The 15236-nt window shown below is 71.4% G+C and carries 8 protein-coding genes and 1 pseudogene; 3 read left to right on the top strand and 6 right to left on the bottom strand.

The genetic code is table 11. The annotated features are described in order from the left end of the window. Positions 1-2: 2 nt before the first annotated feature. A complete protein-coding gene (locus EAS64_RS17525; RefSeq protein WP_145854063.1) occupies positions 3-1751 on the bottom strand; it encodes a recombinase family protein in 1749 nt (582 codons plus the stop codon). Positions 1752-1783: 32 nt separating this feature from the next. Between EAS64_RS17525 and EAS64_RS17520 the strand changes: the two are divergent. Then, positions 1784-1936 (top strand): annotated as a pseudogene (locus EAS64_RS17520) (thiamine-binding protein); the annotation flags it as partial. Between the two features lie 34 nt (positions 1937-1970). On the opposite strand, the gene EAS64_RS17515 reads toward EAS64_RS17520, so the two are convergent. Then, entirely contained in the window at positions 1971-2675 is a 705-nt protein-coding gene (locus tag EAS64_RS17515; RefSeq protein WP_145854061.1) for a TetR/AcrR family transcriptional regulator, read from the bottom strand. A 169-nt stretch (positions 2676-2844) separates the two neighbouring features. On the opposite strand from EAS64_RS17515, the gene EAS64_RS17510 reads away from it, so the two are divergent. Both EAS64_RS17510 and EAS64_RS17505 read left to right on the top strand, forming a co-directional pair. Continuing rightward, a complete protein-coding gene (locus EAS64_RS17510; RefSeq protein WP_145854060.1) occupies positions 2845-3798 on the top strand; it encodes an ATP-binding cassette domain-containing protein in 954 nt (317 codons plus the stop codon). After that, positions 3795-4583 (top strand): ABC transporter permease, encoded by a 789-nt coding sequence (locus EAS64_RS17505; protein WP_145854059.1) that lies wholly within the window; start codon positions 3795-3797, stop codon positions 4581-4583. Before EAS64_RS17510 ends, EAS64_RS17505 begins: the two co-directional genes overlap by 4 nt. Here EAS64_RS17505 and EAS64_RS17500 read toward each other — a convergent pair. From EAS64_RS17500 to EAS64_RS17485, 4 genes are all read right to left on the bottom strand, one after another. Next, a complete protein-coding gene (locus EAS64_RS17500) occupies positions 4568-8017 on the bottom strand; it encodes an ATP-dependent helicase (protein ID WP_145854058.1) in 3450 nt (1149 codons plus the stop codon). The two genes, EAS64_RS17505 and EAS64_RS17500, sit on opposite strands and share 16 nt — an antisense overlap. A 168-nt stretch (positions 8018-8185) precedes the next feature. Further along, positions 8186-10621 (bottom strand): glycoside hydrolase family 3 N-terminal domain-containing protein, encoded by a 2436-nt coding sequence (locus EAS64_RS17495; RefSeq protein ID WP_222849380.1) that lies wholly within the window; start codon positions 10619-10621, stop codon positions 8186-8188. 288 nt (positions 10622-10909) lie between these two features. Then, a complete protein-coding gene (locus tag EAS64_RS17490; RefSeq protein WP_222849379.1) occupies positions 10910-11989 on the bottom strand; it encodes an MBL fold metallo-hydrolase in 1080 nt (359 codons plus the stop codon). Positions 11990-12070: 81 nt separating this feature from the next. Then, entirely contained in the window at positions 12071-15211 is a 3141-nt protein-coding gene (locus EAS64_RS17485; RefSeq protein WP_145854057.1) for an ATP-dependent helicase, read from the bottom strand. Between the last annotated feature and the right edge of the window lie 25 nt (positions 15212-15236).

Below are 15236 nucleotides of genomic sequence, written 5' to 3'. Positions count from 1 at the left end.
GTCTACCCGACCCTCTTGCGGCGCCAAGAGGAGATATTCGTGTAGTGCAGGCCCTCCCTGCGAAGCAGAGCACTACGCTCTCCCGGTGTCGCGTTCTCGTACTCGTACTCGTCAAGGATGCGGTTCTTGTACTCCTCGGTGAAAGTCCGGCGCTTCGACCATCTGGTGTCGGGCGCGCTAGGAGTGGACACCAGCCCGCCATGTGCGGCACGGGCCGCGATCACGTCCGCGATCGTCATCGTCGTGTCTGGCAGGTCTTCGCCTTCCGCTGAAACGATCCTGAGCCGACGGGTGACATCAGACCGCTCAGCGCGCTTAAGGCTAGCCGGGTCGACGACGAGGCGTCGGCCGCGCAAGGCCATTTTCAACAGCTGGCGTTTTTCCGCCGTGTCGGCGTCATCCCACCGCTTTTGCCAGTGCTCCCGGCTTGGCTGCCGGCTTGGCTGCCGTGAAGCGCCTGGAGCTGTGTCGCCCAGCGCTTCGCGTTCGGCCTTGAGCTTGGCTATGCGCTCCTCCAGTGGCCGATTGGCGATGTCATAGCGCGAGAGAGTGAGTTCTCCGCGCCCCAGGCGGTCGGCCAGCGCTTCTGCGACACGTTCAGCCTCGGCGATGGCCAGGTCCAGCCGCGCGGCTTCGCTCTCAAGTTCCCGAGTGACGGATTCGATCGCCTCGGCATGGCGAGAGTCAGACAGAATCTCCACAGCGATGGCTCCGGCTGCCTCATCCAAGCCACGCTGATCAACGCTGATCTTGGCACAGCCCTTGCCACTAGAAGACGGGCCGCACCTGTACTCCCGGCGTACCGAACCGTCCTCGTACCGCTTCAGAGCGTCTACTGGGTGACCTGTGAGCGGTTTGCCACAGTCCGGACGGCCGCAGAAGGCTATCCCCGTGCACAGGTAGATCTCCGAAGGCGCCTCGCTGCCCCGGCGGGCGGCGTAGATCGCGCATACCCGGTCGAAGTCGTCTTCGGTAATGATCGGATTCCCCGGCAGATGCCCGGCAATGGACTTAACGTTTGTCTCCGTGTCGGTGTAGAGGATTCTCCCGCAGTTACGCTCTCTGAGCAGAAGAAGTTGCAGGGATCTGACAGTCCAAGGGTTGCCCTTGCTGCTGAGGACGCCGCGGGCGTTGAGGTCACGTACCAGCGCGTGCTGCGTTTCTCCCGCCAAGAACCGCCTCGTCAGCTCCCGGATAACCTCCGCTTCGACTTCGCGCACGGTCACGAAATCGTCTTCAAAGCCGAATGGACGGGTTGTGGTGTTCGGCTCCCCCGACAGTGCCTTGAGCCGCTTACCGCGCCGGGCTCTGCTGGACAGGCGGTCGGAGTAGTAGGCGGCGGCGTTGATCGCGTCGCGGAACGCCTTCTTGCCGTTCGGCGTCGTCAGGTCGTACTCACTCTCGCTGTCCAGCACGCCCAGGCCGCGAGCGGCCAGCTCGATCATCCGTTCGCCGTCCTTCGGCTGCCGGGTGAACCGCTCCAGGTCGAACACAATGAACCCGCCGGACACGCCGCGCTCAAGCCGGTCCATCAGCTCGTCCCACGCCGGACGCCGGACAGTCGGGTCCCATGCCGAACACCCCGGATCAACCAGAACCTTGCCCTCCGGCAGGTCAAGGTCGGCGAGCCTCAGGCGGCAGATGGCGACCTGCCCGCCCGTGGACGGCTCGTTCTTCTTCTTGCTCTTGACTCGGCTGACTCTGCCGTAGATGTCGTAGGGCTTTGCTGTCTGATCGTTGCCGTTCGGCATGGTTAAATGGTAGCAAATTACATATCAACCCGGACGAGGTGATGGCCGTGGTCAAGGACGCCGTGGACGCGGTCGCGGAGCGGGCGCCCCGGGTCAGCCTGGTGCTCAAGGCGGACATCAGGGCCGGCGTCACCGACGGCCTGACGTCCAAGGTCGAGACCATCGAGCGGCATCTCGCCGAATAACGGCGCACGCCTCCGCGCGTCCGGCTCGCCCGGGTCAGGGCGCGGCCGGCGGGCGGACCAGGCCGTCGAGGATTCTGTCTAGCAGCCGGTCGAAGTGGGCGGCGGGGTCGAATGTCTCCGGTGCGCCGCCGCTGGCGATGACGGCGGCGAAGCGGGGGTACCTGCCGGTGGCGAGCAGTTCCGGGAGCATGGCGAACTGCCCGGCCCCCTGCCCGGGATCGGCCGCGGCGGCGCGGCCGGCCAGTTCGGCGCGGACGATATTGAGCACGAAGCCGTTGATCATGGCGATCGTCTCGAGTTGGTCCCTGACGTCCAGGCCGGAGGGCTCGAGGGCGCCGAGCGCGAACTCGAGCATGGCGAGCGTGGCCGGGCCTAGCGGCTGCAGGTGCGTGGTGGCCTCGATCATCCACGGGTGGCGGAGCACGAGGTCGCGCTGGCGGCCCGCGACGCGGTGCATGTCGCCGCGCCAGTCACCGGTTGCCTCCGGCAGCTCGAGTTCCGCGCTGACGAGTTCGGCCATCGCGTAGACCAGCTGCTGCTTGTCGGGGACGTAGTTGTACAGCGACATCACGCCGGTGCCGAGGCGCGCGGCGACAGCGCGGAACGTCACCGCGTCAAGACCGTCGGCGTCGGCGATCTGCACCGCGGCGCGCACCACGTCGTCCACGGCGTACCTGGGCCGCGGGCCGCGACGGCGCGGTCGCGGTGTGGCCCCTGGCGGTGGCGTGCCGGTCGTCATAATCCCCTCACCCGCTGCGGATGCGATGCGTGCGTGCCTGCGATGCGCGGCTGCCTGCCCATCTTCCCCGTCCGACGGCCGGCCGCCACCCCGATTAAACTACGTACAATGTACGACGTACGATGTACGTAGTTATTTTCCTGGTTTCGGCGGAAAGGAGGACGTGCCGATGACGGCGATCGAGGCGGAAGGCCTGCGGAAGGCCTTCGGCAAGGTGGCGGCGCTGCGCGGGGTGGACCTCGCGGTGCCGGCGGGCAGCGTCTGCGCCCTGCTCGGTCCGAACGGCGCGGGGAAGACCACGGCCGTCCGCGTGCTCGCCACCCTCACCAGTCCCGACGGCGGCAGCGCCCGGGTGGCCGGCCACGATGTCATCCGCGAGCCCGACAAGGTCCGCGCGGCCATCGGCCTGGCCGGGCAGCACGCCGCCGTCGACGACGACCTCACCGGCCGGGAGAACCTGCTGATCCTCGGGCTGATGCTGCACCTGGGCAGGCGCCGGGCGCGGGCGCGGGCCACCGAGCTGCTCGACTGCTTCGGGCTCGCGGACGCCGCGGACCGCCTGGTGAAGACCTGGTCCGGCGGGATGCGGCGCAGGCTCGACCTGCTGGCAAGCCTGATCGTCGCGCCTGAGGTGCTGTTCCTCGACGAGCCGACCACCGGACTCGACCCGCGCAGCCGGGCCGAGATCTGGTCGACCGTCAGGTCACTCGCGGCGGGCGGCACCACGGTGCTGCTGACCACGCAGTACCTGGAGGAGGCCGACCGCATCGCCGACCGCATCGTGATCATCGACGCGGGCCTGGTGACCGCCCAGGGCACCCCGGACGAGCTGAAGAACTCGCTTGGCAGCCGGGTGGACGTGGTGCTCGGCGACGGCGCCGGCGGCGAAGCGCTGACCGCGGCGGCGGCCGTGCTCCGCGACATCACGGGCAGCCAGCCGCGGGTCGAACGGGAAGCCAGGCGGCTCACCGTGCCGGTCGCGGCGGGCACGATGACGCTGCTCGAACTGGTCAGGAGGCTCGACGCGGGCGGGATCGACGCCGCGGACGCGAGCATCCGCCGTCCCACGCTCGACGAGGTGTTCCTGGCACAGACCGAATCGGAGACGGAGGCGGCGGCATGACCGGCACGGTAAGCGACGCGGTGACTGACGGGGCCGCGGCCGCGGAGCGGCAGCTCCGCAGGCTCAGGCACGACCCGAGCGCAATCGCGCTGACGCTCGGCGCGCCGGTGGTGCTCGTGGTGATCTTCGGCTACATCTTTGGCAGCGCCATCGCGGTGCCCGGCAGCGGTAACTACCGGCAGTTCCTGCTGCCCGGCCTGCTCGCAACGGTCGGGGTGAATGTCCTGCCGTCCATGATCGCGATGGCAAGGGACAGCACGCGAGGCGTGGTCGACCGGTTCAGGTCGCTGCCGATCACGCGGCTCGCCGTGCCGTTCGGCCAGGCGGCCGCGACCACGATCTACGGGCTCGGCAGCTTCGTGCTGATGTGCCTTTGCGGGCTCGCCGTGGGCTGGCGCATCGAGCGCGGCGCGGGCTACGCGCTCGCCGCGCTCGCCCTGGTGGCGGCGTTCCAGTTCGCCACCACCTGGATCGGCATGTACCTGGGCCTGGTGATCGGCAACGAGGAGGCGGCCGCGCAGGCGTCGGTCCTGGTCTTCCCGGTGACCATGCTGTCCAATGTGTTCGTCCCCACCTCGGGGATGCCGGCCTGGCTGCGCGCGATCGCCGACTGGAATCCGGTCAGCGCGCTCGCCGCCGCCCTGCGGCAGCTGTTCGGCAACCCGACCGCGCCGACCAACGGCACGTGGCCGCTTGAGCACCCCGTGGTCGCCTCCGTCGGCTGGCTGGCGCTGCTGCTCGCGATCTTCGTGCCGCTGTGCTCGGCACGCTACGCGCGCGGCTGAGCCGGCGCGTGGCCGGCCACCGGGACGCGGTTGAGCAGTTCCCTCAGCCCGTCGGCGTCGAGCAGGTCGGCGGGGCGGACGGTACGGTCGTGGCGGACGTAGTAGAAGGCGGCGCGGACCTTCTCCAAGGGAACGCCTGCCAGGGCGGACCAGGCAAGGCGGTAGGCGGCCAGCTGGACCGCGACCGCGTCCTGCTCCGCCTTGCCGCGCGGCGGCCTGCCGGTCTTCCAGTCGACCACGTCGTAGCCGCCGTCCGGTGCCGCGAAGATCGCGTCGATCCTGCCGCGGATGTGCCGGCCGCCGATCCGCGTGTCGAACGGCATCTCCACCTCGCGCGGCCAGCGGCCGCCCCACTCGCCTGCCTCGAATCTGGCCCGCAACTCAAGCAGGCTGTCGTCCGGTTCTGACTCGTCGGGGGAGAACAGGTCGTCGTCGCCGATCAGCCGCTGCTGTCCGAAGCGCTCCTCCAGCCAGCGGTGGAACGCGGTGCCCCTGCGGGCCTGCCTGGCCGGCGGCTGCGGCATCGGGCGGCGCACCTGGCGGGCGAGCTCGTCAGGATCGCGGGCCAGCATGACCAGTGCGGACACCGACAGCCTGGCAGGCAGCACGACCTCGACGGGGCCGTCGCCGCGGGCAAGCTGCTGCTCCCGTTCCGCGAGCAGCAGTCCGGCGTCCAGCTCCCAGGCGGCGACCAGTTCCCGCTCCGCGTCGCTGACCCCGTCCGGGTCCCCGGGGTCGGCTTCGCCCGGGCTGACCGGGCGGGCTGAGCGGCGCGCCTCGTCGACCATGGCGGCCGCCGCCGCGACCGCGGCGTGCCGCCGGCCGGCCGGGGTAGCGGGCCAGTCCGCCTCCTCCACCCGGGCGAGCAGCGGGTTCTCCGCGCCCTCCGGCGGTTCTTCCGCCCACCGGTCGACCGCGCCCGCGCCGGCTTGGCAGGCCGCGCGCACCTCGGTGAGGAACACCGACGGGCCGAGCGGTGCGGTCGCCTCGCTCCACCAGAAACCGGAGCAGCCAAGCCAGAACGCCGACCTGGTCGCCGCGACGTAGGCGAGGCGCCGCTCCTCCGCCAGGTCGCGGGCGGCGCACGCCGCGTCGAACTCGGCGAGGGAGTCCGCGTCGAGCGCCGGCAGCACGGGCAGGTCCCCGGCGTCACCGCGCAGCGGGAACGGAATCAGCCGCGGGTTGTGCGTCCACCGCGTGGGCAGCCGCGGCCTGGCCGGGAAGACCTGGGACTTCTCCCCTGCCGCGAGCCCCGGCACGAAGACCGCCGGCCACTGCAGGCCCTTGGCGGCGTGCACGGTGAGCAGCTTGACGGTGTCCGTCTCGCCGACGTGGCCCGGGTCGAGGCCGAACTCCTCCTGCTGCGCGGCGGCCAGGTAGGCGAGGAACGCGGCGAGCGTCGGTTCCGGCTGGTCGCCGGCGAACGCGGCGGCCACGTCGGTGAAGGCGTCCAGGTCGGCACGCGCCGCGGCCAGGTCGCCGCCCGGCCGGGCGGCGACCTCGATGTCGAGGCTGAGCGCCCGTTCCACCTCGGCGATGAGATCGGCGAGCGGCCTCGTGACGTGCTCGCGCAGCTGCCTTGTCTCCACGGCGAGCGCGGCAAGCCGCGCGTACCCGTCCGGCGAGTAGCCCGTCGGGTCGCCGAGGTCGTCGAGCGCCTCCACGAGCGACGCGGTGCCGGTGTCTGTCGTCAGGTCGGTGACCGCGTCGGCAAGCGGGTCGGGCGTCCTGCCCCCGGTGGCGGCCGCCCCGATGCCAGCGTCCTCTGTACCTGTGGCCTGGGCGCTGGGGGCCCTCGCGCCGGTGTCCGCAGGGCCGCCGGCCTCAGGGGCGCCAGCCTCAGGACCGCCTGCCTCGGCGCCGTCGCGATCGCGCCCGCGCGGCGAAACAGCGAGGTCCCTGGCGCGGCGGCCGAGGGCCACCAGATCGCGCGGGCCGATCCGCCAGCGCGGCCCGGTCAGCAGCCGGGCGAGAGCGTCCGAAGAACTGGCGTCGTGCAGCACGCGCAGCGTGGCCACCACGTCCTGCACCTCGGGCACGGAAAGCAGTCCGCCGAGCCCCACCACCTCGCACGGGATGCCCCGCGCCTCGAACGCCCGGCGCAGCGGCACGAACTGCGACCGCTTCCTGCACAGCACGGCGATATCGGACGGGCGCACGCCCGCCGCCCTGCCGTCGGGCCACGGCGCGCCGTCGGGCGCCGACCCGGCGGGCAGCGCTAGCAGCGCGGCTGCCTGCGCGGCCACCCACTCCGCCTCGTCGGTCACGGCAGGCAGCAGCGCGGCGCACACCCGGCCACGGCCTGCCCGGGCTGGCTCGGAAACGAGCAGCGGCACGTCAGGCGCCTGCGCCCGCAGCTCCGCCTGGAGCCTGCCCGCCGCCTCAAGCACATTGCCCGCGTTGCGGAAGCTGGTGGAGAGCTGCTGGACCGGGGCCGGCCCGCCGGTTCGCGCGGGGAAGTCCAGGGCGAACCTGCGGAGGTTGCCCGCGCTCGCGCCGCGCCAGCCGTAGATCGACTGGCACGGGTCGCCGACCGCGGTGACCGGGTGGCCGTTGCCGAACAGGGCGCGCAGCAGCACGAGCTGCGCGTGGCTGGTGTCCTGGTACTCGTCGAGCAGCACCACCTGGTAGCGACTGCGCTCGGCGGCGCCCACCTCAGGGTGCCGGTCGGCGATCCGCGCGGCAAGCGCCACCTGATCCCCGTGGTCGAGTACCTCGCGAGCGCGCTTCGCCTCGGCGTAGCGGTCCACAAGCGGCAGCAGCTGTTCCCTGGTCCGCTGCGTGTCGATGGCACGGCGCACCCCAGCGAGCACCCGGCCTGGCCACCTGGCCGCCTCCGCGTCGAGCCACTCGCCGGTCTCCATGACGTCCCGCGACGACCTCAGGTGCTCCGCCAGGTCGCCGGAGAGCTCGAGCACCGCCGCGGTCACCGTCTGCGGCGTCCAGGCCACGTCGTCCATCGGCCCGTCATAAGCGGCCACGATCGACGCGGCGAGCTGCCAGGACAGCGCGGGCGTGATCAGCCGCATCGACGGCTCGAGGCCCTCGCGCAGCGCGTGATCGCTGACCAGGCGGCCCGCGTAGGCGTGATAGGTGCCGATCACCGGTTCGCCGGCCCACGGGCCCGTCTCGTCGCCTCCCGGGTGACCGGCCAGTCCTGCCCGGCGCAGCGCGTCGAGCCTGGCGCGGACCCGGTCGGCAAGCTCGGCCGCCGCCTTCCTCGTGAAGGTGAGGCCGAGCACCCGCTCCGGGCGGACCACGCCGTTGGCCACCAGCCAGACGAGCCGCGCGGCCATCGTCTCGCTCTTGCCCGAGCCGGCGCCGGCCACAATGGCCAGCGGCCCGAGCGGCGCACCGATGGCGGCCGCCTGCTCCGGCGTCGGCTCGGGCAGCCGCAGCAGCCGCGCCAACTGCCCAGGCGTATACGTCGTCACAACCTGATCCCATCACGCCTTACCGACATTCGGATATCCAACTTCTAGGCCAGGCGCAACGTGGGGCGCGGGGTGCGCGGAGTGCGAGGCTGGGATGAGGGTGGAAGCGTTCTGGCTCCCCGGCCAGACAGCAGCCGGGGAGCCAGATGTCGAGCGGAGCCCGTTATATCAGTGGACCGTGAAGTCGGCAGTCAGGGTAGCCGGTGTCCCGAGCTGTGCCTGGTACGCCCCCGTCTCCACCTGCGGCGGACTGTCAGACTCGATGTCCCCGGGCGTCACCGCCAAGACGGAGACAGGGAAGGTGACCGACACGGTCTTGGACTGGCCCGGATTCAGCGTCACCCGGGTGAACGCGGCCAGCCGCTGGTCAGGAACCGTCACGAGACTGACCGGCTGGTGCACGTACACCGGCACTATGTCGGTGCCCGCGCGCGAGCCGGTGTTGGTCACGGTGAACGTGGCCGTCACCATTCCGTGCCGCGACACGCTTGGCGTCGCGGACAGCGCGCTAGTCGTGAACGTGCTGTAGGACAGCCCGTAGCCGAACGGGTAGAGCGGGTTGTACCCGCTGCCCGGACCGGACCCGGTGTACGGGAGCTGGTCGAAGACCTTCGGCTGATCGCCAAGCGGCGACGGAGCACCGGTGTTGAAGTCGCCGCCCGGCGCCGCGGCGTCCGACGGCCAGGTGACCGGCAGCTTGCCGCTCGGGTTGACCGTGCCGAAGATGACATCAGCGACCGCCTGGCCTGCCTCGGTGCTGCCCTGGTAGGCCATCAGGATCGCGTTCGCCTGTTCCGCGGGCCCGAGGCCGAGCGGCCGGCCGGCGATGACCACCACGATGACCGGCTTGCCGGTGGCTTCCAGGGCGGAGACCAGAGTCTTCTGGTCCGGGGTGAGCTGCGGCGCGGGATTGTCGCCGAGCCCTTCCGCGTAGGCCTTCTCGCCGACCGCGACCACCACCGCGTCTGCCGACGCCGCGTCGGCGACCGCTGTCGCCTGGTCAGCGGCGAACACTACGTTCGGGTCCGCCTTCTGCAGGCCCGCGCGCACGGTTGTACCCGGCGGGATCTGCCCGGGCGGACCCTCGCAGCACACGTGGCCGCTGGTGAACGGACCCTGCCAGCTGACGCTCCAACCACCAACCTGCCAGGCCATGTTGTCCGCGTTGGGGCCGGTAACCACGATCTTCGCCGACGGCGACAGCGGCAGCACGTTGCCCTGGTTGCGCAGCAGCGTGATCGACTCCTGCGCGGCCTTGAGCGTGACGTCCCGGCCGGCCGTGACGGCGGCATCGGCCTTGGTCGCGTCGACCATCGGGTGGTCGAACAGGCCAAGGGAGAACTTCAGCGTCAGCACCCGGCTTACCGCCTGGTTGATGCGCCACATGGGGATGGACCCGTTGGCCACGTCCTGCTGGACGGCTGCCTGCCACTGCTCGGCGTTGAACGGCAGCATCGCCACGTCGACGCCGGCGTTAATGGCCAGCGCCGCGGCGCCCGCTAGGTCGGCAGCCATGTGGTACGTGGTCGCGATGGCGCCCACGTCACCGTAGTCGCTGATCACGACGCCCTTGAAGCCCATCCGGTTACGCAGCAGCGTGGTCAGCAGGTAGTGCGACGCGGTGGCAGGAATGCCGTTGACCGAACCAGAATCCACCATCACGGTCCCCGCGTTGGCGTCGATCGCCCCCGCGTAGGACGGCAGGAACAGGTCCTGGAGGTACCGCAGCGGCAGTTCGGCCTGGACCCGGTCGTGTCCGTTGATGGATTCCGAGTAGCCCGCGAAGTGCTTGACGGTGGCGGTCACCCCGAGCGAGCCATGCCCGCCCGCGCTCTGCAGCCCGGTCACGTTCGCGCCGCCAAGCGCCGCGGCGAGCACCGGCTCCTCGGCCCAGGTCTCGTAGTAACGACCCCACCGGTTGTCCCGTGCCAGGTCCTGTACCGGGGCGAAGTCCCAGTTCCATCCGGTCGCGGCAAGTGCCTGCCCGGTCACCGCGCCGCCCGCCTCGGCGACCGACGGGTCCCAGGTGGCGCCGATCCCGATCGACTGTGGGAACAGCGGCGCCTGCCAGGGATGCCCGAAGCCGTGCACCGCGTCGACGCCGAAAATGACCGGGATGTGCAGCCGCGAGTGCGATATCGCATAGGACTGCATCGTGTTGTACTCGTTGGCCCAGTCCAGGCCCGTATTGCCGGTGCCGCCCTTACCGGTGGTGTCCAGTGGCACGTCCGTACCGCCAGCCAGAATCGAGCCGACGTTGTTGGTCACGAAAATCTTCTGCTCGCAAACCGGGTTCGGCAGGTTGAAGCCGCCCTGGCTGGTGCAGGTGTTGCTCGTGTCGGTCACCTGGGTGGCCTCGATCTGGACCATCTGCCCGATCTTTTCCGGCAGGGTCATCTTGCCAAGCAGATTCGACACCCGCGCTTGGATGGGCAGCTGGGGATTCAGGTAGGCGGCTTCGCCGCTCGCGGCCGTAGCGTGCGCCGGCGAATTGGTGAGTGCCAGCGCCGACATGCCGCCGGCTAGGACGATGGCCATCGCGGCCGCGGCGAGCGGCAGGGCACGGCCCGTCGCCTTCCCGGGGAGTTTGATCCAATGTCTCAACGATGAGTCGCGTCTCATTGACTAAGTACCTCCCGTGTAACGACTGACTTGGAATGGCGTTACTTTGGCGTGACATTCCTAACAGAGCGCCACAGGCTGCGCAGGCTAAAGACAAAATAAAGCCACAGAATCGGACGCGAAATAGTATGGATTGCGTTTATTTGCGCGTAAAGTTCCACTACTTCCGGATGGGAAACGGCGCACCCGTTCATTCACGGCGGAAGAGTCGCGGTCTGCCACCGCGGCGGTCCGACTACCTCAGCCGGCGCGGACCCGCCATTGCTCTTCTTAAGCGGCGGGATCGGGAATCGCGTAGACGTCCATGTCCTCGACCGTGGTGCGCACCAGCTGGCCGCGGATGACCAGGACCTCCAGGTGCGCCGCCGTCTCGCCGGTCGCCAGCAGCTGGTTCATCGTGTCCAGCTCGGTGAGCTTGCGCTGCCTGCGGGTCCACGGCAGCGCACCCGCCGCCTCGAACGCGGTCACCGGGCCGCCCGACGCCGCCTCAAGCGTCTGCGCGAGCCGGGTCTCGTGGTGCTCGAGCAGCTGGCGGACCCTGGTGTGGGTCGAGTCCTGGACCGGGCCGTGCGCGGGCAGCAGTCGCGCGTCGGGCAGGGTGAGCATCAGCCGCAGCGACCCAAGGTACTGGTCGAGCGCCACCCTGGTGATGACCGGCTGGAAACCGATCGACGGGGTGATGTGCGGCAGGATATGGTCGCCGGCGAACAGCAGGCCCGCGGCGTCGTCGTGGAACACGACGTGGCCGGTGGTGTGCCCCGGCGTGTGGATCGCCCGCAGCCTCCTGCCGTGCAGGTCGAGCACCGCGCCGTCGCTAAGCCAGCGGTCGGGGTCTTTCCACTCGAGCTTCGGCTGCGGGTTGGCGATGCGCGGGCCCACCACGGTGCGGACCTGCTCGGCCAGCTCGGACGCGCCCATCCGCCCGAGCATCGCGATGAAGCCGACCTCTTCCGTGCCCGCCGCGACGTTCCTGATCGCGTCCATGTTGGCGCGTTCCGCCTCGCCGAGCGTGATCAGGCCGCGCAGCGTGGTCCGCAGCTGCACCGCGAGGGTGTAGTGGTCCTGGTGGATGTGCGTGATGAAGAAGTTCCTGATGTCGGGCAGGCCATAGCCGAGCTGGCCGAGCGCCCCGGTCAGCCGTTCCCGTGCCCGGTCCAGCGCCATGCCGGCGTCGATCAGGTCCACGCCGTGCTCGCTGGTGATGGCGTACACGTTCACGGCGGTCAGCGCGTCGCCATCAAGCGGCAGCGGAATCCGGTAAAGGCCGCTCCCCAGGTCCTCCACCCCTGGCTCTGCCCAGGCGTGCCGGTCATCCTTCGACGCCGGCGCCCGGCTCGTCACATAATCCACGGATGGTTACCTCCTGCCCGTCCAATGTACCGTCAGGAAACCTGCAGGTCACCTTGGGGGGAAGGAGCACACCGGCGCGGGTTACCCGGTGACCGCGCCGCCGTCCGGGCTGACCGGGCAGCAGGAGGACACCGGGCAGGTACGGCAGCCCGGGTTGACCCGGGCCCGGTAGACGGGGCCGGTCATGCCCTGGGCCACGGCGTCGACGAGCCCCTCCGCCCAGCCGGGATCCGGATCCTCGGACAGGGCTGGCTGCCGCTGCACCCGCGCCCGCGCCGTCAGGCCCGCCTTGCCCACCTGGACGAGTTCGGCGCCGCCCGGCTCCGTGACACCGAGCCGCTCGAAGGCGCCGAGCAGCACGGCGAGCTGGTAGACGCCAAGCTGCGCGTGACGGCCGAGCTCGTCGTCGCGCGGCGATGTCGAGCCGGTCTTCAGGTCCACCACGACGCCGCGTCCCTCCTCGTCGCGCTCGAGCCGGTCCACCCGCCCGGTGATCTCCACCAGGCCCACCTGCACCCGCAGCGCCTCCTCGGTCGCGAGCAGCTCCCGCGGGTTGGCCGTGTGCCAGTCGAGGAACTTGCGGACCATCCGCTCGGCAAGCGCGCGCTGCCGCGTCCCGTACCAGACGCTGCCGAAGTCCAGATGATGCCAGATCTCGTCGATGCGGCCCGCGACCTGCTGCTCGGTGGCGCCGTCGGCGATGAGCTGCGCCGCCGCGTGGATGACGGTGCCGAGATGCCGCAGCACGTCGGAACGGCCCGCGCCCACCGCGGACTCGAGCAGCCAGCGCAGGCCGCAGCGGGTGAAGGTCTCCACGTGCGACGGCGACAGCCTGACCCGCTCGCCTGCGTCGACGATGGCCGAGGCATCGGACAGCTCGGTCAGCGCGTACCAGTCGCCGGGATCGGCGCCGCGCACGCGGGCCTCGGCCAGCCGGGCGAGCTGGCCCGCGGCCGCCCGCCGCAGCGGCATCGGTCGCGCCGGATCTGACGCCGTCCGTCGCAGGTCGGCGATGAGGGCCGGCAGCGACAGCCACCTGGTCGCGGCGCTCGCGCGCTGGATCTCCACGTCATCGCCCGCCAGCTCGGCAAGGAACCGCGACGGGCGCCTGTCCTGCTCGTCGCCGCCGGACGCGGTCACCACGAGCAGCCGCCGCGCGCGGGTGCACGCGACGTAGAACAGGCGGCGCTCCTCCGCCAGGAGCCTGGCCGCGAGCGCCGCGGACGCGACATCCGGCGGCGCGCCGCCGGCGAGGGTGGTTCCCGCGTGCAGCATCCCAGGCGCGCCGACCGCCTCCGCGAGCTCGTCCGCGCCGAGCAGCGAGCCGCGCAGCCGCAGGTCCGGCCAGACCTCCTCCTCCACCCCCGCGACGACCACGACATCCCATTCGAGGCCCTTGGCCCGGTGGGCGGTGAGCACCCGCACGCAGTCCTCGCGCAGCGCGTGCTCCGCCAGCGTGTCGCCGGCGATCTCCTGCCCGATCAGCGTGTTAAGGAAGAGCCCCGCGTTCCCTGGGGGCAGGGCGTCGGTGAACCTGGCGGCGGCGTCGAACAGGGCGAGCATCGCGTCGAGGTCGCGATCGGCCGCCGGGTCGCGCTCGGCCCGGTCCGCCCACGCGGCGGCGAGGCCCGACGCGTCCCAGACCGCCCACAGGACGTCCTCGGCGCTCGCGCCGTCCGCCAGCCGGCTCTTGGCCACGTCAAGAAGCGATCCGACCCGGCGCGCCGGCGCCGCGATCCTGTCCCGGATCGCGTGCAGTGCACGCGGATCGGTCAGCGCCTCGCGCAGCGGTACCCCGTCGAGCGCGCGGCGCAGCTTGCGCAGGCCGAGGCTGTCGCTCTGGCCGAGCGGCCCGGTGAGCAGCTCGGCTGCGGTCTCCTCGTCGAGGCGGCCAGGCGCGAGCGCGCAGCGCAGCAGGGTGAGGAACGGCCGCACGCCCGGCTCGTCGGGCAGCGGCAGCTCGTCGCCGGCCACCGTGACAGGCACTCCGGCGGCGGTCAGCGCCCGGCACAGCGTGCCGCCCTGCCGCTGCGCGGAGCGGACGAGCACCGCCATCCGCCCCCATGGCACCCCGTCGGCCAGGTGCGCGCGGCGCAGGGTGTCGGCGACGACCGCAGCCTCCTGTGCCTGGGTGTCCGCGACGCAGATCCTGACCTCCCCGGCCGGCCCGCCCCCCGCGGGCACCAGGTCGCGGTGCGCGGCTACATCCGACGCACCAGGCACAGCGGGCAGCCGGCGCGCCACCCGGCGCGATGCGGCGAGCAGCACCCGGCCGCTGCGGCGGGAGCCGCGCAGCGCGATCACCGGGGCCGCGGCGCCGTCCGGGCCGCGGAACCGGTCAGGAAAGCTGGTGAGCACGCGCATGTCCGCACCGCGGAAGGCATAAATCGACTGGTCGGGGTCACCGACCGCCACCAGGTCCCTGCCGTCCCCGGCCAGCGCCCGCAGCAGCGCCTCCTGCGCCGGGTCACAGTCCTGGTACTCATCGACGAACACCGCGTCGTAGGCGTCACGCTCCCGCTGCCGAGTCGACTGCCTGGCCAGCAGCCCGGCGGCGATCCTGACGATCTCCGCGTAGTCATAGGCAGGCACCGGCGCGAGGTCGAAGCGGGCGGCGTACCGGTCGAGGAACGCGCCTGCCGCCACCCAGTCGTCGCGCCCGGATTCGCGGCCGAGCTGGCGCAGCGCCTTGCCGTCGAGCCCGCGCTCGGCCGCGCGCATCAGGATGTCGCGCAGCTCCTCGGCAAAGCCCCTGGTGCCAAGGGCGGGCCGCAGCGGCCCCGGCCAGCCGGCGCCGCCGTCCACCGCCTCGCCGCGCAGCATCCGGCGGATCTCGAGCAGCTGCTCCGGCGCGGAAAGCAGCCGCGGCGGCTGGTCTCCGCGCAGCACGAACTCCCGGCGGACCAGCGCGTAGGCGTAGCTGTGGAAGGTCAGCGCGAGCGGTTCCGAGGTGGTGCGGCCGAGCCTAGCCGTGATGCGGTCCCGCAGTTCGCCCGCGGCCTTCCTGCTGAAGGTGAGCACCAGGATGCGGCCGGGATCGACGCCGCGCCGCTCGATGCGCTCCGCGACCGCGGCGACGATCGTCGTGGTCTTGCCCGTGCCCGGCCCGGCAAGCACCAGGAGCGGTCCGCCCTTGTGGTCGACCACCCGCTGCTGCGCCTCGTCGAGCGCCGGCGCCACCGGGGCGGCGGCCAGCTCGCGGACGAGTCGGTAACCGTTCATCAGAACTCGATTTCACCATGCGCCG

This window comes from Trebonia kvetii (assembly GCF_007827045.1).
In the GTDB taxonomy this organism is placed as follows: domain Bacteria; phylum Actinomycetota; class Actinomycetes; order Streptosporangiales; family Streptosporangiaceae; genus Trebonia; species Trebonia kvetii.
This window is presented reverse-complemented; position numbering and strand designations above follow the sequence as displayed.